The sequence below is a fragment of the Paracoccus sp. PARArs4 genome, from assembly GCF_947311865.1.
In the GTDB taxonomy this organism is placed as follows: domain Bacteria; phylum Pseudomonadota; class Alphaproteobacteria; order Rhodobacterales; family Rhodobacteraceae; genus Paracoccus; species Paracoccus zeaxanthinifaciens.
On sequence record NZ_CAMZMW010000020.1, the window covers coordinates 16,853 to 34,193 of the forward strand.

Annotated in this window: 18 protein-coding genes; 10 read left to right on the forward strand and 8 right to left on the reverse strand. The window is 67.7% G+C overall.

What is annotated here, in order from left to right:
* Nucleotides 1–30: 30 nt before the first annotated feature.
* Genes hisS through hisG form a run of 3 tightly spaced genes read left to right on the forward strand, consistent with a single transcriptional unit; the run spans nt 31 to nt 3,247 of the window.
* Complete coding sequence (gene hisS / locus QMZ16_RS14375) at nt 31–1,515, forward strand: histidine--tRNA ligase (protein WP_282603735.1); 1,485 nt, start codon at nt 31–33, stop codon at nt 1,513–1,515.
* Entirely contained in the window at nt 1,512–2,573 is a 1,062-nt protein-coding gene (locus tag QMZ16_RS14380) for an ATP phosphoribosyltransferase regulatory subunit (RefSeq protein WP_282603736.1), read from the forward strand. Before hisS ends, QMZ16_RS14380 begins: the two co-directional genes overlap by 4 nt.
* Entirely contained in the window at nt 2,570–3,247 is a 678-nt protein-coding gene (hisG, locus tag QMZ16_RS14385; protein WP_282603737.1) for an ATP phosphoribosyltransferase, read from the forward strand. The genes QMZ16_RS14380 and hisG overlap by 4 nt, the downstream gene beginning before the upstream one ends.
* Here hisG and QMZ16_RS14390 read toward each other — a convergent pair.
* Both QMZ16_RS14390 and QMZ16_RS14395 read right to left on the reverse strand, forming a co-directional pair.
* Entirely contained in the window at nt 3,244–4,131 is an 888-nt protein-coding gene (locus QMZ16_RS14390) for a hypothetical protein (protein ID WP_282603738.1), read from the reverse strand. The two genes, hisG and QMZ16_RS14390, sit on opposite strands and share 4 nt — an antisense overlap.
* A complete protein-coding gene (locus tag QMZ16_RS14395) occupies nt 4,128–4,787 on the reverse strand; it encodes a DUF1007 family protein (protein WP_282603739.1) in 660 nt (219 codons plus the stop codon). Before QMZ16_RS14395 ends, QMZ16_RS14390 begins: the two co-directional genes overlap by 4 nt.
* Nucleotides 4,788–4,905: 118 nt before the next feature.
* Between QMZ16_RS14395 and QMZ16_RS14400 the strand changes: the two genes are divergently transcribed.
* The 3 genes from QMZ16_RS14400 to parE all read left to right on the forward strand — a co-directional run bounded on the left by QMZ16_RS14400 (nt 4,906) and on the right by parE (nt 8,604).
* Complete coding sequence (locus tag QMZ16_RS14400) at nt 4,906–5,886, forward strand: alpha/beta hydrolase (RefSeq protein ID WP_282603740.1); 981 nt, start codon at nt 4,906–4,908, stop codon at nt 5,884–5,886.
* Between the two features lie 12 nt (nt 5,887–5,898).
* Nucleotides 5,899–6,540 carry a glutathione S-transferase family protein gene (locus tag QMZ16_RS14405; protein WP_282603741.1) on the forward strand — a complete coding sequence of 214 codons (642 nt, stop codon included), beginning with the start codon at nt 5,899–5,901 and terminating at the stop codon, nt 6,538–6,540.
* A 105-nt stretch (nt 6,541–6,645) separates the two neighbouring features.
* Nucleotides 6,646–8,604, forward strand: coding sequence for a DNA topoisomerase IV subunit B (gene parE, locus QMZ16_RS14410; protein ID WP_282603742.1), 1,959 nt, complete (start codon nt 6,646–6,648; stop codon nt 8,602–8,604).
* Here the strand turns inward: parE and QMZ16_RS14415 are convergent.
* Together QMZ16_RS14415 and hemF are read right to left on the reverse strand one after the other, a co-directional pair.
* On the reverse strand, nt 8,601–9,308 hold the full coding sequence (locus tag QMZ16_RS14415) for a hypothetical protein (protein ID WP_282603743.1): 708 nt from the start codon (nt 9,306–9,308) through the stop codon (nt 8,601–8,603). The genes parE and QMZ16_RS14415 overlap by 4 nt on opposite strands.
* Before the next feature lie 5 nt (nt 9,309–9,313).
* Complete coding sequence (hemF, locus tag QMZ16_RS14420) at nt 9,314–10,168, reverse strand: oxygen-dependent coproporphyrinogen oxidase (RefSeq protein WP_282603744.1); 855 nt, start codon at nt 10,166–10,168, stop codon at nt 9,314–9,316.
* A gap of 77 nt (nt 10,169–10,245) precedes the next feature.
* On the opposite strand from hemF, the gene QMZ16_RS14425 reads away from it, so the two are divergent.
* A complete protein-coding gene (locus QMZ16_RS14425; RefSeq protein ID WP_022707323.1) occupies nt 10,246–10,662 on the forward strand; it encodes a hypothetical protein in 417 nt (138 codons plus the stop codon).
* On the opposite strand, the gene QMZ16_RS14430 is transcribed toward QMZ16_RS14425, so the two are convergent.
* The 3 genes from QMZ16_RS14430 to clpS are packed head-to-tail and all read right to left on the reverse strand — an operon-like array spanning nt 10,659 to nt 12,800.
* Nucleotides 10,659–11,462 carry an SDR family oxidoreductase gene (locus QMZ16_RS14430; RefSeq protein WP_022707324.1) on the reverse strand — a complete coding sequence of 268 codons (804 nt, stop codon included), beginning with the start codon at nt 11,460–11,462 and terminating at the stop codon, nt 10,659–10,661. The two genes, QMZ16_RS14425 and QMZ16_RS14430, sit on opposite strands and share 4 nt — an antisense overlap.
* Nucleotides 11,459–12,478, reverse strand: coding sequence for a class I SAM-dependent methyltransferase (locus QMZ16_RS14435; RefSeq protein ID WP_282603745.1), 1,020 nt, complete (start codon nt 12,476–12,478; stop codon nt 11,459–11,461). The genes QMZ16_RS14430 and QMZ16_RS14435 overlap by 4 nt, the downstream gene beginning before the upstream one ends.
* Nucleotides 12,479–12,482: 4 nt before the next feature.
* Nucleotides 12,483–12,800 (reverse strand): ATP-dependent Clp protease adapter ClpS, encoded by a 318-nt coding sequence (gene clpS, locus QMZ16_RS14440; RefSeq protein ID WP_028725793.1) that lies wholly within the window; start codon nt 12,798–12,800, stop codon nt 12,483–12,485.
* Nucleotides 12,801–13,062: 262 nt separating this feature from the next.
* Between clpS and QMZ16_RS14445 the strand changes: the two genes are divergently transcribed.
* Nucleotides 13,063–14,706 carry a D-alanyl-D-alanine carboxypeptidase family protein gene (locus QMZ16_RS14445; protein WP_282603746.1) on the forward strand — a complete coding sequence of 548 codons (1,644 nt, stop codon included), beginning with the start codon at nt 13,063–13,065 and terminating at the stop codon, nt 14,704–14,706.
* Nucleotides 14,707–14,778: 72 nt separating this feature from the next.
* Here QMZ16_RS14445 and ychF read toward each other — a convergent pair whose 3' ends face one another.
* Nucleotides 14,779–15,876, reverse strand: a complete 1,098-nt coding sequence (gene ychF, locus QMZ16_RS14450; RefSeq protein WP_282603747.1) for a redox-regulated ATPase YchF — start codon at nt 15,874–15,876, stop codon at nt 14,779–14,781.
* A 144-nt stretch (nt 15,877–16,020) separates the two neighbouring features.
* Here ychF and trpA point away from each other — a divergent pair, with 144 nt between their 5' ends.
* Together trpA and QMZ16_RS14460 are read left to right on the forward strand one after the other, a co-directional pair.
* Nucleotides 16,021–16,818: a tryptophan synthase subunit alpha gene (trpA, locus tag QMZ16_RS14455; protein WP_282603748.1), complete on the forward strand. Its 798-nt coding sequence runs from the start codon at nt 16,021–16,023 to the stop codon at nt 16,816–16,818.
* Entirely contained in the window at nt 16,808–17,317 is a 510-nt protein-coding gene (locus QMZ16_RS14460) for a GNAT family N-acetyltransferase (protein ID WP_282603749.1), read from the forward strand. Before trpA ends, QMZ16_RS14460 begins: the two co-directional genes overlap by 11 nt.
* Nucleotides 17,318–17,341: the final 24 nt, after the last annotated feature.

Here is a 17,341-nt window from a genome sequence, read left to right on the forward strand (position 1 = left end):
CGGATTTGGCCCCTTAAAGGCAGCAAGACCATGGCAAAAGACCAGAAGAAACAGCCCCGCCCCAAGGCAGAGACGCCGAAGGGCTTTCGCGACTATTTCGGTGCGGAGGTGACGGAACGCAAGGCGATGCTGGACCGCATCGCCGAGATCTATCATCGCCATGGGTTCGAGCCGCTGGAGACCAGCGCCGTCGAGACGGTCGAGGCCCTGGGCAAGTTCCTGCCCGACGTGGACCGCCCCAACGCAGGCGTCTTTGCCTGGCAGGAGGAGGCCGTCCCCGGTGGCGGCACCGCGGGCGACTGGCTGGCGCTGCGCTATGACCTGACGGCGCCCCTGGCGCGCGTGGCGGCGCAGTATCGCAACGATCTGCCCAGCCCCTATCGCCGCTTCGCGATGGGCCCCGTCTGGCGCAACGAGAAACCCGGCCCGGGCCGTTTCCGCCAGTTCTATCAATGCGATGCCGACACGGTGGGCAGCGCGTCCGTCGCGGCGGATGCCGAGATCTGCGCCATGCTGGCCGATGCGCTGGAAGGCGTGGGGATCGCGCGCGGCGACTACATCGTGCGGATCAACAACCGCAAGGTCCTGAACGGTGTGCTCGAGGCCGCAGAGGTCCGCGCCGACCAGGCCGAGGACGTGCTGCGCCAGATCGACAAGTTCGACAAGGTGGGCCGCGACGGCGTGCTGGCCCTGCTGACCGAAGGCCGCAAGGATGACAGCGGCGCCTTCATCGACGGCGTCGGCCTGTCGGTGGACCAGGCCCAGCCCGTGCTGGCCTTCCTGACGTCCAAGGGCGACGACAACGCGGCCACGCTGGCGAACCTGCGCGCCGCCGTCGGCGCATCGGCCATCGGCGCCGAGGGCGTGGACGAGCTGTCGCAGATCGCCGACATGCTGGCCGCGATGGGCGTAGCCGAGGATCGGGCCGTGATCGACCCCTCGATCGTGCGGGGCCTTGGCTATTACACCGGCCCCGTCTTCGAGGCCGAACTGACCTTCGAGATCCTGGACGAGAAGGGCCGCAAGCGGCAGTTCGGCAGCGTCGCGGGTGGCGGTCGCTATGACGGCCTGGTCGAGCGTTTCACCGGCCAGAAGGTCCCCGCAACCGGCGTCAGCATCGGCGTGGACCGCCTGCTGGCCGCGCTGCGCGCCAAGGGGCTGGCGGGTGCCGACAGCCAGGGTCCGGTCGTCGTGACCGTGATGGATCGCGACCGCATGGCCGATTACCAGGCCATGGCCGCGGAACTGCGCGCAGCGGGCATCCGGGCCGAGGTCTATCTGGGCAATCCGAAGAATTTCGGTAACCAGCTGAAATACGCGGACAAGCGCGGCGCACCCGTCGCCATCATCCAGGGCGGCAACGAGGCCGAGCGCGGCGTCGTGCAGGTCAAGGACCTGATCCTGGGTGCGAAGATCGCGGCCGAGGCCTCCTTGGACGAATGGAAATCCCAGCCCGCCCAGACCGAGGTCGCCCGCGCCGATCTGGTGGCTGAAGTGCGGCGGATCCTCTCATGATCCCCAAGCGCGACAAGCAGAGCGTCGGCCAGCGCCTTCTGGCCGCCTTCCGCGATGCGGGTGGGGTCGAGGTCGCGCCCGACCTGCTGCTGCCCGCCGAAAGCCTGCTGGACCTGTACGGAGAGGATATCCGCGCCCGCGCCTATGTCACCGCCGACCCGATCAGGGGCGAGATGATGCTGCGCCCGGACTTCACCGTCCCGGTCGTGCAGGCGCATATGCAGAACGGCGCGGAACCCGCCCGCTACTGTTACCTGGGCGAGGTTTTCCGCAAGCAGGACATGGGCGACACCCATCCCGAAAATCCGCGCGACAACGAATATCTTCAGGCCGGGTTCGAGCTGTTCAGCCGCGATCCCAATGCCGATGCCGAACTGTTCGCGCTGTTCCACGACCTGCTTGCGCCGCTGAACCTGCGGGCCGAGATCGGGGATATGGGCCTGCTGCTGGACGCCGTGGCGGCCCTGCCCCTGCCCGACGCGCGGCGCGATGCGCTGATGCACCACATCTGGCGGCCCGGCCGCTTCAGCCGCCTTCTGGCGCGCTTCGGTCAGCCGACGACCCCGCGCGATTTCCCGGAAAGCGACGCCCCCTGGGCGGGCCTGCGGTCCGAGGACGAGATGATCCGCCGCATCGCGCGGCTGAACGCCGATGCCGCCGTCGCGCCGCTGGCGCCGATCTGGTCGGAACGCCTGGACCGCCTGTTCGCGCTACAGGCCCCCGCCGATCAGGTCACGCCGCTGCTGCGCGATCTGGCGCAGGACATGCCCGCGATCGCCCCTGCCGTGGACCGCATCGCGGCGCGGCTTCAGGCCATCGCGGATCGCGGCATCGACCTGTCGGCCATCACCTTCGATGCCAGCCACGGGCGCACCACGCTGGAATATTACGACGGCTTCACCTTCAGCTTTGCCGCCGACCGCGCGGGCTGGCCCGATGTGGCGTCGGGCGGGCGCTATGACGCGCTGACGCGGGTGCTGGGCAAGGGCCGCGAAATTCCCGCCGTCGGCGGCATCATCCGCCCCGGCCTTGTTGCCGAACTGGAGGGCGCAGCATGATCCGCCTTGGCGTGCCGTCCAAGGGGCGGCTGATGGAACAGACCTTCGACTGGTTCGCGGATCGTGGCGTCACCCTGTCGCGCAGCGGCTCGGACCGCGAATATGCGGGACGGGTCGAGGGGGCCGAGGGCGTCTCGCTTGTCCTGCTGTCGGCGGGCGAGATCCCGCGCGAACTGGCCGCGGGCCGGATCGAGCTGGGCGTGACCGGCACCGACCTGGTGCGCGAGAAGCTGGCCGGCTGGCGCGACCTGGTGTCCGAGGTCGCCCCGATGGGCTTCGGCCATGCCGACCTGATCATCGCCGTGCCCGATTGCTGGCGCGATTGCCGCGATCTGGACGATTTTGCCGCCATTGCCCGCGATTTTCGCGCCCAGCACGGCTTCCGGCTGCGCATCGCGACCAAGTATCACCGTCTGGTCCGCGCATGGCTGGCCGAGCACGAGGTCGCGGATTACCAGCTGGTCGACAGCCAGGGCGCGACCGAAGGCACGGTCGCGAACCAGACCGCCGAGGCGATCGCGGACATCACCTCGTCCGGGGCGACGCTGCGCGCGAACAACCTGCGGATCCTGGACGAGGAACCGGTCCTGCGGTCCCAGGCGACGCTGTTTGCCAACCGTGCGGCGATGGGTCCGGCGATGCAGGCGTTCCTGACGCAGCTGGGCGCGGCCTAGACCAGCAGAACCAGCGACAGGGCGGCGACCAGCAGCCCTGCCGCAAGCTGCGCGATCCCGGGCAGCCAGCGCGCGGCGGCACCGTCGGCAACCGCCGCTGCGCTGCCGCGTCGCGCCCAGACCGACAGCATCGCGACCGCCAGCGTCACCAGCGCCGTCCCCAGCCCCATGGCAAAGGTGCCCAGCACCCCGATGCCGAAGATGCCCATCCGCCAGGTCAGGATCAGCACGAACAGCGCCCCCGTGCAGGGCCGCGCCGCGATGCTGGCCACGACCAGCAGACCGTCGCGCAGCCCCCGCGCCTGCGAGACCTGCGCCGCGCTTGGCCCATGGGCGTGACCGCAGCCGCAGCCGTCGTGGTGATGGTGGTGGTGGTGATCCTGCGCCCGCGCCGCCGCGCGCAGCTGCCGGATGCCGCGCCATGCCAGCCACAGCCCGACGCCCGTGACCATCAGCGCGCTGATATCGGCCATCCGGCGCTCGGTCAGGTCGGTCAGCTGCTCTCGTCCAAGGTCCAGCAGGGTGATGCCCGCCCAGACCACGATCACCGCCATGGCCGATTGCGCCAGCGAGGATGCGACCGACAGCACGCCCAGCCGCATCATCGGCACATCGGCGCCATAGCCATAGCTGCCGATCACCATCTTGCCATGCCCCGGCCCCACGGCATGTGCGACGCCATAGGCGAAGCATAGTCCGACCAGCGACCAGACGGCGCCGGGCTGACCCGAACGCAAGCCGCGCAAGGCACCTGCCATCAGGGTCTGCGTTTCGCGCTGGACGGAGGCGGCCCAATGCTCGATCCCCGCAAGGCCGCCGCCAAGCCACAGAACCAGAGCCACGGCGCCCACGATCAGACCCGTGGCGGACAGCGCGCGCGTCATGCCCCTGCCTCGCATTCGACCAGAAGCGCATCCGCGCCGGTCGCGCCGATATCGACGGCCAGCATCTCGGCCGAGGCGGCATCGTCCTCGGCCAGCGCATCCGCCACCGCCCGCGCATAGGCATCCGCCGCGGCATAGGGATCGCCCGGCAGCAGCCGCGTCGCGCAATCTGCGCCCGTGACCGCGGCATCCTCGGTGATCGAGAATTGCACATAATATTCAGGGTCGTAGACCTCGATCTTCACGTCGTCCGAAACCCCCGCATCGCCCGTCACGGGCCGCACGTGGCGCGACACCAGGCGCCCGTCCTGATAGGTCGCGGTGAAATCGCGCGGATCCTCCAGCGCGACGGGGGCGCCGTTCGCCTGCAGGAACAGCCGCCCGTCGAAGCCCTCTTCCCAATCTCCGTCGAAGCCCTGGATGGCGCCGTTCTCTTCCTCGGTCAGGACGCCGTCGCCATCGGGATCGAGGCCCATATCCTCGATGATCAGCAGCGAATACAGCTCGTCATAGCTCCACTCGACCGCGATCTGGGCCAGCTTGCCGTCGCGGTATTCCAGCGCCAGCGAGGCGTCGATGAACACGTGCGGATGCGCGGCGGCGATCTGCGGCAGGGCGGCAAGGGATGCGATTGCGGCTGCGTGGCGAAGGGTCATCGCGTCGTTCCGTCTTGAATGGCGGGTCCAGTTAGGCGCAAACGGGGTGCAATGCAAATCACCGCGCCGACAGGTGGCGCGATCGGGTGAAGGATTGCCGATGAGGGGGTGGAAAAGGATGCTGGGTATCGCAAGTCTGTTCGTGGCCCTGGGCGGATGCGCGCTGGTCGATGCGCGCGCCACGCAACGCGAACGCGGCTTCGAGGCGACGCACCCGCCCTCGGGGCAGTTCATCGAGGTGGATGGCCGCCGCGTGCATGTGATGATCGAGGGAGAGGGTCCGGACCTGATCCTGCTGCACGGGGCCAGCGGCAACCTACGCGATTTCAGCTTCGACCTGATCGACCGGCTGAAGGGCCGCTATCGCGTGATCGCGTTCGACAGGCCGGGGTTGGGCTTCAGCGACGATATCGGCGCACAGAACCACAGCCCGATCTCGCAGGCCGAGTTCCTGCGCAGGGCGGCGGACCAGTTGGACGTGCGCGACCCCATCGTCATGGGTCACAGCTATGGCGGGGCGGTGGCGATGGCCTGGGGCATGCGCGCGCCGTCCGACACGGCGGCGCTGGTCGTCGTGTCGGGCGCGACCGAACCGTGGCCCGGCGAATTGCAGGGCTGGTACCGCTTTGTCGGCACGCCCATCGGCAACCGGGTCGGCCCGCCCCTGATGACCGCGCTGGCGCCCATGTCGCTTGGCGACCGGATCATGGCCGGGATCTTCGCGCCCGATGCCGTGCCCGCGGGCTATGCCGACCATATCGGCGTGGGGCTTGCGGCGCGGCGGGCGAACTATCGCAACAACGCGCGGCAGATCACCCAGCTGCGCCCCTTCCTGCGCGTCATGTCGCAGCGATACGCGGATCTGGACCTGCCGGTCGAGATCCTGCACGGCGCCGAGGATCACGTCGTTCCCGCACAGGTCCACGCGGTGCCCCTTGCGCGCGATCTGCCGAACGCGAACCTGACCATCCTGCCGGGCATCGGCCACATGCCGCAGCATGCGGATCCGCAATCGGTGGTGGATGCCATCGACCGCGCCGCGATGCGCGCCGGATTGCTTGCATCGCTGCCCGACACGCCCCAAGCTGCCCGAAACTGACGAGGAACCCCCATGCTGGTCATTCACGGCGTCACGCGCTCGCGTGCCTCGCGCATCATCTGGCTCTGCCACGAACTGGACCTGCCCTTCCGGCAGGTGCCGGTCATCCAGGGCTATCGCACCGCCGATCCCGACGCGCTGAGCACGCGCAGCCCGGAATTTGTGGCGCTTTCGCCCGCAGGCGCGATCCCGGTGATCGAGGATGACGGGCTCGTCCTGTCCGAAAGCATGGCGGCGACCCTGCACCTTGCGCGCAAGCATGGCGGCCCCGTCGCCCCCGCGACCCCGGCCGAGGACGCGCAGATGCTGCAATGGTCCTTCTATGCCGCGACTGCGATCGAGGACGACGCCCTGACCATCCAGATGCTGACCCGCCCCGAGGCCACCGACGAGGATCGCGAGATCATCGACGAGGCGATCGAGCGGCTGGAACGTCCGCTGAAGGTGCTCGACGCGCATCTGGCCGCGAACGGCCATCTTGTCGGGGGCCGCTTCACCGTGGCCGATCTGAACATGGCCGAGGTGATCCGTTACGGCTGGAACGACGCGCGGCTGCGCGACGCCTGGCCCGCGATCACCGAATGGCTGGCCGGCTGCCAGGCGCGGCCCGGCTTCCTGCGCATGTGGGAGGCCCGCTTGGCTGAGCCCGTTTAGGTGGCACCCCTTGCGGCGCGGCACCGGCGCGACCACAAGCCCTTGCCGCCCCGCCCCATGCCATGAGATAACCGCCGCCAGACCAGACGACAGGACGACAGACACATGGCCGACGACCTTCTTTCGGGCGACGTGAACAATGACAGCTACTCGGCATCCTCGATCGAGGTGCTGGAGGGGCTGGAGCCAGTTCGCAAGCGCCCCGGCATGTATATCGGCGGCACGGACGAACGCGCGCTGCACCATCTTGTCGCGGAAATCCTCGACAACTCGATGGACGAGGCCGTCGCCGGTCACGCCAGCCGCATCGAGATCGAGTTGCTGGCCGATTTCAGCGTCGTCGTGCGCGACAACGGGCGCGGCATCCCGATCGACCCGCACCCCAAGTTCCCCGGCAAGTCCGCGCTCGAGGTGATCCTGTGCACGCTGCACGCGGGCGGCAAGTTCTCGGGCGATGCCTACCAGACCTCGGGCGGTCTGCACGGGGTCGGCGCATCGGTCGTGAATGCGCTGTCGGACCTGATGGTCGTGCAGGTCGCGCGCAACAAGGAACTGTTCGAGCAGCGCTTCAGCCGGGGTATTCCCGAAGGTCCGGTCCAGAAGATCGGCGCCGCGCCCAACCGTCGCGGCACCACCGTCACCTTCCACGCCGACGAGCAGATCTTCGGGCATCACCGCTTCAAGCCCGCGCGGCTGATGAAGATGGTGAAATCCAAGGCCTACCTGTTCAGCGGCGTCGAGATCCGCTGGAAGACCGAGATCGACGACGGCGAGACCCCACGCGAGGCGACCTTCCACTTCCCCGGCGGGCTGGCCGATTACCTGAACGAGACGCTGGCAGGCTCCAGCACCTATGCCGAGCGTCCCTTCAGCGGCAGCGTCGATTTCAAGCGCTTCAACGCGCCCGGCAAGGTGGACTGGGCAATCAACTGGACGCCGTCGCGCGACGGGTTCATCCAGTCCTATTGCAACACCGTCCCCACCCCCGAGGGCGGCACCCACGAGGCCGGTTTCTGGGCCGCGATCCTCAAGGGCATCCGCGCCTATGGCGAGCTGGTGAACAACAAGAAGGCCGCGCAGATCACGCGCGACGACCTGATCACCGGCGGATGCGCGCTGGTCAGCTGCTTCATCCGCGAACCCGAATTCGTGGGCCAGACCAAGGACCGCCTTGCCACCGTCGAGGCGCAGCGCCTGGTCGAGAACGCCGTCCGCGACCATTTCGACAACTGGCTGGCCTCGGACACGAAATCGGCGGGCGCGATCCTGGACTTCCTTGTCCTGCGGGCCGAGGAACGCCTGCGCCGCCGGCAGGAAAAGGAAACCGCCCGCAAGACCGCGACCAAGAAGCTGCGCCTTCCGGGCAAGCTGGTCGATTGCAGCGCGACCAACCGCGAGGGGACCGAGCTGTTCATCGTCGAGGGCGACAGCGCGGGCGGCAGCGCCAAGATGGCACGCCAGCGCGCGACACAGGCCCTGCTGCCCCTGCGCGGCAAGATCCTGAACGTTCTTGGCGCGGCCTCGTCCAAGATGGGTGCGAACCAGGAAATCAACGACCTGTGCCAAGCGCTTGGCGTAGGGCTGGGGTCCAAGTTCAACATCGACGACCTGCGCTATGACAAGATCATCATCATGACGGATGCTGACGTGGACGGCGCGCATATCGCGTCGCTGCTGATGACGTTCTTCTTCACGCAGATGCGCCCGATGATCGATCGCGGGCACCTGTACCTGGCCTGCCCGCCGCTCTATCGCCTGACGCAGGGGGCGCACCGCGTCTATGTCGCCGACGACGCCGAGAAGGAGCGCATGATGCAGAAGGGTCTGGGCGGTCGCGGCAAGATCGACGTCCAGCGCTTCAAGGGTCTGGGCGAGATGGACGCCAAGGACCTGCGCGACACGACGATGGATCCCAAGACGCGCAAGCTGATCCGCGTCAGCATCGACGACGACGAGGGCGGCGAGACCGGCGACCTGGTCGAACGCCTCATGGGCAAGAAGCCCGAGCTGCGCTTCGAATACATCCAGGAAAACGCGCGCTTCGTCGAGGAACTGGACGTCTAACCCAAAGGGCTGCGAAGCCACTCGGGATAGATGTCTTCGGGATCGGGCAGGTCTTCGGGCAGCGCCGCCATGGCTGCTTTTTCCCACGCGATAAGTTTCTGCTCGCGCGCGGCGTTTCCGAACGCCAAGGCGCGCAGAAACTGCAGTTCGTGGTGGTCATTCGGCTCCCAACCGGAAAGCTGCTCACCAAGTTCATTCACGCAGATCCTGCGCAGCAGATCGTGCATGTCGTCGAGCGCAGTCTTGATCTGCCTGACGCTGACCCACCCGACCTCTGCACCTTCCTCGACTGCTGCGCTGTCCGCATGCGCGATATGCTTGTTCCGCCGATCAAGAAGCGAAGCCGCATCCGCCCGCAACTTTTTCAGTTCGGCATGATATTCGTCCTGCCGATCAGGCATCGGCAGCAGGTCTATCAACAGCGCGAAGGTCAGGTTTCTGACCGGCTTTCTCGCAGGCCCCGCCGGATCCAGCAGGCGGCAGATACCAAGCACGATCATGTCGAACAGCGCATCCTGCATGACCTTGGCCACCGGACCCGAAGCCGCGTTCATCACCTCGACCCGCTGCTGATCCCCGAACAGACCAGAATAGATCCGTTCCTGATGCTTCAGGTGGACCAGCTGCAGATGGCAATAGCCCGCGACCGCCGAGGCGGCATCGCGACCGGCCAGCCTGTCCAGATGCTCCCACGGGCGATCCATGCCGGTCAGACCCACTTCGCCAGCGGCGGCAGGCTCATCAGCACGGCGTCGGGGTTGTGGCCCGTTTCCAGCCCGAACTTCGTGCCGCGGTCATAGACGAGGTTGTATTCGGCATAGAGCCCGCGATGGATCAACTGCGTGTCGCGGTCATCCTCGGAGAAGGGCTGCCGGCTGCGGGCCTCGGCCAGGGGCAGGAAGGCCGGCAGGAAGGCCGAGCCGACATCGCGGGTAAAGGCGAAGTCGGGTTCCCAGTCGCCATTGTTCAGATCGTCGAAGAAGATGCCGCCGACGCCGCGTGCGCGACCGCGATGCGGGATGAAGAAATACTCGTCCGCCCAGGCCTTGAAGCGGTCGTAATATCCCTCGTCATGCGGGTCGCAGGCGGATTGCATGGTCCGGTGAAAATGCTCGGTATCCTCGGGGTATTCGATGCAGGGGTTCAGATCGGCGCCGCCGCCGAACCACCACGCGCCGGGGGTCCAGAACATGCGCGTGTTCATGTGGACCGCGGGCGCATGTGGGTTCTGCATATGGGCGACCAGGCTGATGCCGCTGGCCCAGAAGCGCGGATCGGCCTCGATGCCCGGCACGCCGCGGGCGGCCATCGCCTTCTGGGCTGCGGGTTGCAGCGTTCCGTGGACCTCGGACCAGTTCACGCCGACCTTCTCGAAGACCCGACCGCCGCGCATGACCGACATGATGCCGCCGCCGCCATCGTTGGCGCGGGTGGTCGGCGTCACCTCGAACCGGCCCGGCGCGGCGTCGCCGCGCGCGCGATCCTCCAGCGCCTCGAAGGCCGCGACGATGCGGTCGCGAAGCTCGTGGAACCAGGTGGCTGCTCTTTGGCGCTGGTCGTCCATCGGATTGTCCCCATTCGTGATTTGCATAGGCCCGGAACGGGCAGCTAAGCTGTATCACCGCTGTAAAGAGAGCCGCCATGCGTCGCAACACCGCCCCATGGGCGATCCTGTCCCTGCCCCTGCTGATCGCCGCCTGCGGAACCCCGCAGGAACGCTGCATCAGCCGCAATACCGACGAATATCGCACCGTCAGCGCCCTTCTGGCCGAGGTCGAGGGCAACATCGCCCGCGGCTATGCCTGGGAGGAGCGGCAGGTCGTCCGCACGCGCTTTGGCCAATGCCGCGACATCCGGCGCGACAAGGACGGCAAGGCCGTGACCGTCACGCGCGGATGCTGGCGCGATTACGTGGACGAGGAACGCTACCGCGTGCCCATCGACCCGCTGGTGGAAACGCGCAAGCGCGACAACCTTGCGGCGCGCAAGGCCGCGCTGGCGCAGGGTGCGGCAAGCGCCGTCAGGGCCTGCCGCGCCGCCTTCCCGGAAGAAACCTAGAGGATCTGCGCCGTCACCGGATCGGCAAGGCTGCGACCGCCATCGACAGTCACGATCTGGCCGGTGACGAAGCGCGCGCCGTCGCTGACAAGGTATTGCGCCGTCTCGGCAACCTCGTCGGCGGGTGCGATGCGGCCCATCGGCGTACCCGCGATGATCTGGCTGCGCTTCTCGGGGTCGTCCTTCAGCGCGCATTGCAGTTCATGCGACATGACGCTGCTGAAGCTGACGCCGTTCACCCGGATGCGGTGCGGCGCAAGTGCCAGCGCCAGCCCGCGCGTCGCCTGTTCCTGCGCCGCGCAGGCGATGGAATACCCAAGCATCGACGGGATCGGACGCCGCGCGGCCAGGGTCGAGATGTTGACGATGGCCCCCGCCGAGGTGCCGTCGCTATCGCTCTCGCTCTGGCGGATCATGCGCTTGGCGACCAGCTGGGACAGGCGCATCTGCGACATGAGGTTCTGGCGCAGCATCTCCTCGAGCGTGTCCATGTCGGTCGCGAGGGGGTCGCTGTCGCGCACGAAGCGATGCGCGTTGACCAGGATGTCCACCCGGTCGAAGGCGTCCAGCGTGGCCGACAGCAGGTTCGCCATCACCAGCTTCTGCGACATGTCGCCCGCGAAACGCTGGACCGTGCCGTCCTCGTCGTAATCCGAGACCGCCGCCGCAAGGGCCGCATCCTCGCAATCGGCGAACATCACCATCGCGCCGCGTTCCACGAAATGGCGGGCGATGGCCAGGCCGACGCCGCGTGCGGCGCCGGTCACGATGGCGACCTTGCCCTGGATCGACAGGGTCATCGACGCGACCCCTTGCGGGTCAGCGTGGCGGTGCCGCGCCCTGCGGCGGTCGCCTCGATCACCTTGAAGCGGTTGTCGCCGCCGATCTCGTGGACCTGCCCGAAATGATCGGCCAGCACGGCCTCGTAGGGCAGATGCCGGTTCGCGACCATCCACAGACGGCCCGCGCCGGTCAGGATGCGCGCAGCGGTGGCGATGAACGAGGCGCCCAGCTTGGGGTCGGCCTGACGCCCCTGGTGGAACGGCGGGTTCATGATGACGCCGTTCACCGGATCCTTGAGCCGGAAATCGCGCGCATCGGCCCAGTGGAAATGCGCGCGCGGATCGTCGATGTTGCGGCGCGCGCTCTCGATGGCGGCGTGGTCGGCCTCGACCAGGTGCAGTTCGGTCACGCCCTTGCGGGCCAGCGCCTGCGCGGACAGCCAGCCCCAGCCCGCGCCCAGATCGACGACGCGGGTCGGCAGTTTCTCGGGCAGATGCTGCGCCAGCAGGGCCGAGCCCGGATCGATCCCGTCGGCCGAGAAGACCCCCGGCAGCGTGATGAAGCCCGGCGCGGCCTGATTTTCGCGGGCATGCCAGTCGGCGGGGATCCAGTCGCCGGCCTGAACCTCGACGCGGAAGATCTTGCCATGCGCCTTGCTCGTCACCTCGTCCACGGGGGCCAGCTTGCGCATTTCCTTGAGGATGGCATCGACGCCATCCGTCTTCTGGCCGTCGATCCACAGCGATGCGCCGGGTGCAAGGCGGCTGGCGGCCAGCGCGATGTCGGCATGGGCCGCCGCCTTGGCACGCGCCAGCCGCACGATGGCGGCGTCGAAGCGCTGGTCGTCAAGCCCCGTTACGGCGGCGATACCGCGTGCCGTCAATCCGGCATGATCCGGGAAATGGCGCTGAAGGACCGTCACGCGGTCCGTGTCGAGGGCGCGCAGATCATCGCCCGCGCTAGCGCCCACGAACAACATCTTCCCCTCGGGCATGCCCTGGGGGAAGGCAAGTTCCAGTCGTGATTGGGTCACGTGATTACTCTTTTTCCATGGTGCATTGCAGGGGATGCTGCTGGCGCCGGGCCAGCTCCATCACCTGGGCGACCTTCGTCTCGGCCACCTCGTGCGAGAAGACGCCGACGACGGCGACCCCCCTGCGATGGACGGTCAGCATGATCTCGATCGCTTGGGCGTGGCTCATGTGGAAGAGCCGTTCGAGAACATGGACCACGAATTCCATCGGCGTGAAATCATCGTTCAGAAGCAGCACCTTGTACATCGGAGGCCGCTGCGGTCGCGTCTTGGGCTTGACCGCCAGGTCGGACTGATCATCGGGCTGGTCGGGATCGCTCATCCAATGCGTCATCGGTGCCTGATCGTTCCTGAAATGCTGCTGAACCGGTTTGCGGCATATGCCGTCAGACACCCGAATATAGGTAAGTTTGCGGCAGATGAAAGCCCCTGCCGGAAACGCATCCCGCAGGCCCCCTGCGGCGGGTTGGCGCAAATTGGAACAATCCAGTGTTTCAAGGAGAAAAGATGCGTGATATTATCCCTCTATTAACGACGGGCATGCGATCAACGACAGGCCCGCACGAGGCAGAAAGACAGCGACAGTGACCCGATTCAAATCCTTGCACCGGCTCTGCTGGTTTGCGTTGGTGACCGCCCTGCTGATCGGCACGGTGGTCCGGCCCGTCCAGGCGGCACCCTTTGCGGCCTATGTCATGGACGCACGCACCGGCCAGCCCATCTATCGACAGAACTCGGATACGCGGCTCCATCCGGCCTCGTTGACGAAGATGATGACCCTGTACCTGGCGTTCAGCGCGGTCGAAAGCGGACAGGTCCGGCTTGATTCGCGCTTTACCGTGTCGTCGAACGCCGCGGCCGAGCCTCCTTCGAAGCTGGGCCTGCGCGCGGGCCAGCAGATCGAGCTGCGCTATCTTCTGCGCGCGGCGGCGATCAAGTCGGCCAACGACGCCGCCACGACCATCGGCGAAGGCATCGCGGGGTCGGAACAGGCATTCGCCGCGCAGATGACGCAGATGGCGCGTGCCCTGGGGATGAACAACACCCAGTTCCGCAACGCCCACGGCCTGACGACCGAGGGGCACTTCTCGACCGCCCACGACATGAGCATCCTAGGCCGTCACCTGTTCTACGACTTCCCGCAATACTACAACCTGTTCTCGCGCCGCTCGGCCGATGCGGGCGTCACGCAGGTCTCGTCGACGAACCGCCGCTTCCTCGACGATTACGCGGGCGCGGACGGCATCAAGACGGGCTATACCCGTGCGGCGGGCTTCAACCTGACGGCCTCGGCGCAGCGCGGGAACAAGCGCCTGATCGCGACCGTCTTCGGCGGCACCTCGACGGCGCAGCGCAACCAGACCATGGCCGAACTGCTGGACAACAGCTTCGGTCGCGTGCCCGACCGCGTCCGCGAGACGCGCCCGGCCAAGCCGCGCATGCTGGTGCAGGCGACGACCCGCCGCGCGCAGGTCGAACCCAAGCCCGAGGCCACGCGCCCCGAACCGCAGCGCATCGTGCTCGACAGCTCGCCCGCGCCCGCAGCGCGCCCGGCCGCTGCCGCAAGCCTGGTTGCAGCCGCAGCCGAGCCGACCGTCAGCCTTGATGAGGCGCTGGCCCGTGCGACCGCAGGCGCCACGCAGGCCGCGACCAGCACGCTGGCGCTGGCGGCCAGTGCGCGTCCCCGCTCGCGTCCCGGCGGGCGCAGCGATGCGGTCGAGACCGCGATCGCGCAGGCCGTCGCCTCGGATGGCGGATCGGCCAGCCTTGCCAGCCCCGTGATCGAGGCATCGACCCGCCCCGAACCCTCGCCCGAGCGCGAGGCCGAGGTGGCGACCGCCGCCCCCGCAGGCACCGTCACCAATGGCGACCTGACGCTGGAACGTTCGGCAGCACCGCGCCGCCGTTCGGAAACGGTGATTCTGGCCGCGATGGGCGAAGGCGACCTGAGCGATGCCGCCGCGCTGGAGATCGTCAGCCGCCCGCCGGACAGCGGCCGCAGCTTCGGCATCGCGCTCGGCCTGTTCCGCACCCGCAACGAGGCGCGCGACGTGCTGGTCCAGCTGGCGCTGCAGGACGGCAAGCTGTTCAACGGCGCCGACCGCCATGTCGCAGACACCCCCCGCGGGTGGGAGCCGCGCTTCACCCGCCTGTCGAAGGCCGATGCCGAACTGGCCTGCGGTCGCCTGGCAAGCCGTTCGCAGGATTGCAGCGTGATTGGCAACTGATCCGGCACGCAGGACAAAGAAGAAGGGCCGCAGCGATCGCTGCGGCCCTTTTCGTTTCACCCGACCGCGCGATCAGGCGTTGAACAGGAAGTGCAGGACGTCGCCGTCCTTGACCTCGTAGGTCTTGCCTTCGACGCGAAGCTTGCCAGCCTCGCGCGCGCCGCTTTCGCCATTGCCCGCGACATAGTCGTCATAGGCGACCGTCTCGGCGCGGATGAAGCCCTTCTCGAAATCGCCGTGGATCACGCCCGCAGCCTGCGGTGCCAGCGTGCCCTTGCGGATCGTCCAGGCGCGCGCCTCCTTGGGGCCGACCGTGAAATAGGTCTGCAGGCCCAGCAGGTCGTAGCCCGCGCGGATCAGGCGATCGAGGCCCGCCTCGGTCAGGCCCATCTCGCCCAGGAACATCTCGGCCTCTTCGGCGTCCAGCTGGCTGATCTCTTCCTCGATCTTGGCCGAGATCACGACATGGCCCGCGCCCTGCTCGGCGGCCATCTGCGCCACCCTGTCGGACAGCGCGTTGCCCTCGGCAGCCTCGTTCTCGTCGACATTGCAGACATAGAGGACGGGCTTTGCCGTCAGCAGCTGCAGCATGTCCCATGCCTTCTGCTCGTCCTCGGAAATCTCGACTGTGCGGGCGGGCTTGCCGTTTTCCAGCACGGCAAGCGCGCGCTGCAGAAGGCCCTGCTGTTCGGCGGCCTCCTTGTCGCCGCCCTTCAGCTTGCGCTGCAGGTTGGCCAGCCGGCGTTCGATCGATTCCATGTCGGCGATCATCAGCTCGGTCTCGATCACCTCGGCATCGGCGATGGGATCGACACGGCCCTCGACATGGGTCACGTCGTCATCGGCAAAGCAGCGCAGCACATGCGCGATGGCGTCGACCTCGCGGATATTGGCCAGGAACTGGTTGCCCAGACCCTCGCCCTTGCTGGCGCCCTTCACGAGGCCTGCGATATCCACGAAGGTGATGCGCGTCGGGATGATCTGCTTGCTGGTCGCGATGCCGGCCAGCGTGTCCAGACGGCGGTCCGGCACGGCGACCTCGCCCACGTTGGGCTCGATCGTGCAGAAGGGAAAATTCGCCGCCTGCGCCGCGGCGGTCTTGGTCAGCGCGTTGAACAGGGTGGACTTGCCGACATTCGGCAGCCCGACGATCCCCATGCGAAAGCCCATTGCGGCCCCCTTTGTATTGGCGGAACTGGTTTGGCGCCGCTGTTACGCGCACCGCGCGCGCAAGTCCAGCCTGCCGGGCGCCTTCGCATTGCGCGCGGCCCCCAAGGGGGCTAGTGCTGTCAGCAACAGAATGCGGGGGCAGAGATGACCAGAATCGAGCAGACTTTCGAAGCGCTGAGCGCCCAGGGCAAGAAGGCGTTCGTCGCCTACATGATGGCGTCCGACCCCGACGACGCCACCGCGCTGCAGATCATGCGCGGCATGCCCGAAGCCGGGGTCGACATCATCGAGCTGGGGATGCCCTTCACCGACCCGATGGCCGATGGCGCAACCATCCAGGCCGCGGGCCAGCGCGCGCTGGCCAATGGCGGATCGGTCGATCGCACGCTGCAGATGGTCCGCGATTTCCGCGCGGGCGACGACACGACGCCGATCGTGCTGATGGGCTATTACAACCCGATCTATGCGCGGCAGGGCGGTGTCGACCGCTTCGTGGCCGAGGCCAAGGAGGCCGGCATCGACGGCCTGATCATCGTCGACCTTCCCCCGGAAGAAGACGACGAGCTGTGCCTGCCCGCGACCCGCGCCGGGCTGAACTTCATCCGCCTTGCGACGCCCACGACCGACGACCGCCGCCTGCCCGCCGTGGTCAAGAACACCTCGGGCTTCGTCTATTATGTCAGCGTGACGGGCATCACCGGCGGCCCCGCGGCCAACGCGGCCGAGGTCGCCCCCGAGGTCGCGCGCATCCGCGCCGCCGCGGGTCTGCCAGTCGTGGTCGGCTTCGGCATCTCGACCCCGGACGCCGCGCAGAACATCGCCGCGGTCGCGGATGGCTGCGTGGTCGGCAGCGCCATCGTCAAGATGATCGGCGAAGGCCGCCCCGTCCCCGAGGTGCTGGACTTCGTCCGCTCGCTTGCCAGTGGCGCGCATGCAGGCTGAGGCGATACGCCTCAGGGAAGCCACGCCCGACGATGCGCGGGCCGTCGCGGATATCTGGAACCCGATCATCCGCGACACCGCCATCTCGTTCTGGCCGACCGAGCGTTGCGCCGACGAGGTGTCGGGCATCATCCGCACGCGCCTGGCGAACGGGCGCGCGTTCCTCGTGGCGGTGCGGGGGGAACGGGTCCTGGGCTTCGCGACCTACGACCAGTTCCGCGGCGGCGCCGGCTACTCCCGCAGCATGGAGCACAGCATCAACGCCGCCCCCGAGGCCCGCGGACATGGCGTCGGCCGCCTGCTGCTGCGCGGGATCGAGGATCACGCCCGCGCGGCAGGTCATCGGCTGATGATCGGCGGGATCACCGCGTCGAACACGGCGTCCATCGGGTTCCACCGGGCCATGGGCTATGCCGAATGGGGCCGCATCCCGGCTGCCGGATGGAAGTTCGGGCAATATCACGACCTTGTCTTCATGGGGCGCGATCTGCAGGGCTGATCGCCAATGCGTGACAAATGCGCC

What these genes read in the sequence shown, in the direction of transcription:
- hisS (WP_282603735.1), top strand. Translation starts at nt 31, where the DNA reads ATGGCAAAAGACCAGAAGAAACAGCCCCGCCCCAAGGCAGAGACGCCG.
- QMZ16_RS14380 (WP_282603736.1), top strand. Translation starts at nt 1,512, where the DNA reads ATGATCCCCAAGCGCGACAAGCAGAGCGTCGGCCAGCGCCTTCTGGCC.
- hisG (WP_282603737.1), top strand. Translation starts at nt 2,570, where the DNA reads ATGATCCGCCTTGGCGTGCCGTCCAAGGGGCGGCTGATGGAACAGACC.
- QMZ16_RS14390 (WP_282603738.1), bottom strand. Translation starts at nt 4,131, where the DNA reads ATGACGCGCGCGCTGTCCGCCACGGGTCTGATCGTGGGCGCCGTGGCT.
- QMZ16_RS14395 (WP_282603739.1), bottom strand. Translation starts at nt 4,787, where the DNA reads ATGACCCTTCGCCACGCAGCCGCAATCGCATCCCTTGCCGCCCTGCCG.
- QMZ16_RS14400 (WP_282603740.1), top strand. Translation starts at nt 4,906, where the DNA reads ATGCTGGGTATCGCAAGTCTGTTCGTGGCCCTGGGCGGATGCGCGCTG.
- QMZ16_RS14405 (WP_282603741.1), top strand. Translation starts at nt 5,899, where the DNA reads ATGCTGGTCATTCACGGCGTCACGCGCTCGCGTGCCTCGCGCATCATC.
- parE (WP_282603742.1), top strand. Translation starts at nt 6,646, where the DNA reads ATGGCCGACGACCTTCTTTCGGGCGACGTGAACAATGACAGCTACTCG.
- QMZ16_RS14415 (WP_282603743.1), bottom strand. Translation starts at nt 9,308, where the DNA reads ATGGATCGCCCGTGGGAGCATCTGGACAGGCTGGCCGGTCGCGATGCC.
- hemF (WP_282603744.1), bottom strand. Translation starts at nt 10,168, where the DNA reads ATGGACGACCAGCGCCAAAGAGCAGCCACCTGGTTCCACGAGCTTCGC.
- QMZ16_RS14425 (WP_022707323.1), top strand. Translation starts at nt 10,246, where the DNA reads ATGCGTCGCAACACCGCCCCATGGGCGATCCTGTCCCTGCCCCTGCTG.
- QMZ16_RS14430 (WP_022707324.1), bottom strand. Translation starts at nt 11,462, where the DNA reads ATGACCCTGTCGATCCAGGGCAAGGTCGCCATCGTGACCGGCGCCGCA.
- clpS (WP_028725793.1), bottom strand. Translation starts at nt 12,800, where the DNA reads ATGAGCGATCCCGACCAGCCCGATGATCAGTCCGACCTGGCGGTCAAG.
- ychF (WP_282603747.1), bottom strand. Translation starts at nt 15,876, where the DNA reads ATGGGCTTTCGCATGGGGATCGTCGGGCTGCCGAATGTCGGCAAGTCC.
- trpA (WP_282603748.1), top strand. Translation starts at nt 16,021, where the DNA reads ATGACCAGAATCGAGCAGACTTTCGAAGCGCTGAGCGCCCAGGGCAAG.
- QMZ16_RS14460 (WP_282603749.1), top strand. Translation starts at nt 16,808, where the DNA reads ATGCAGGCTGAGGCGATACGCCTCAGGGAAGCCACGCCCGACGATGCG.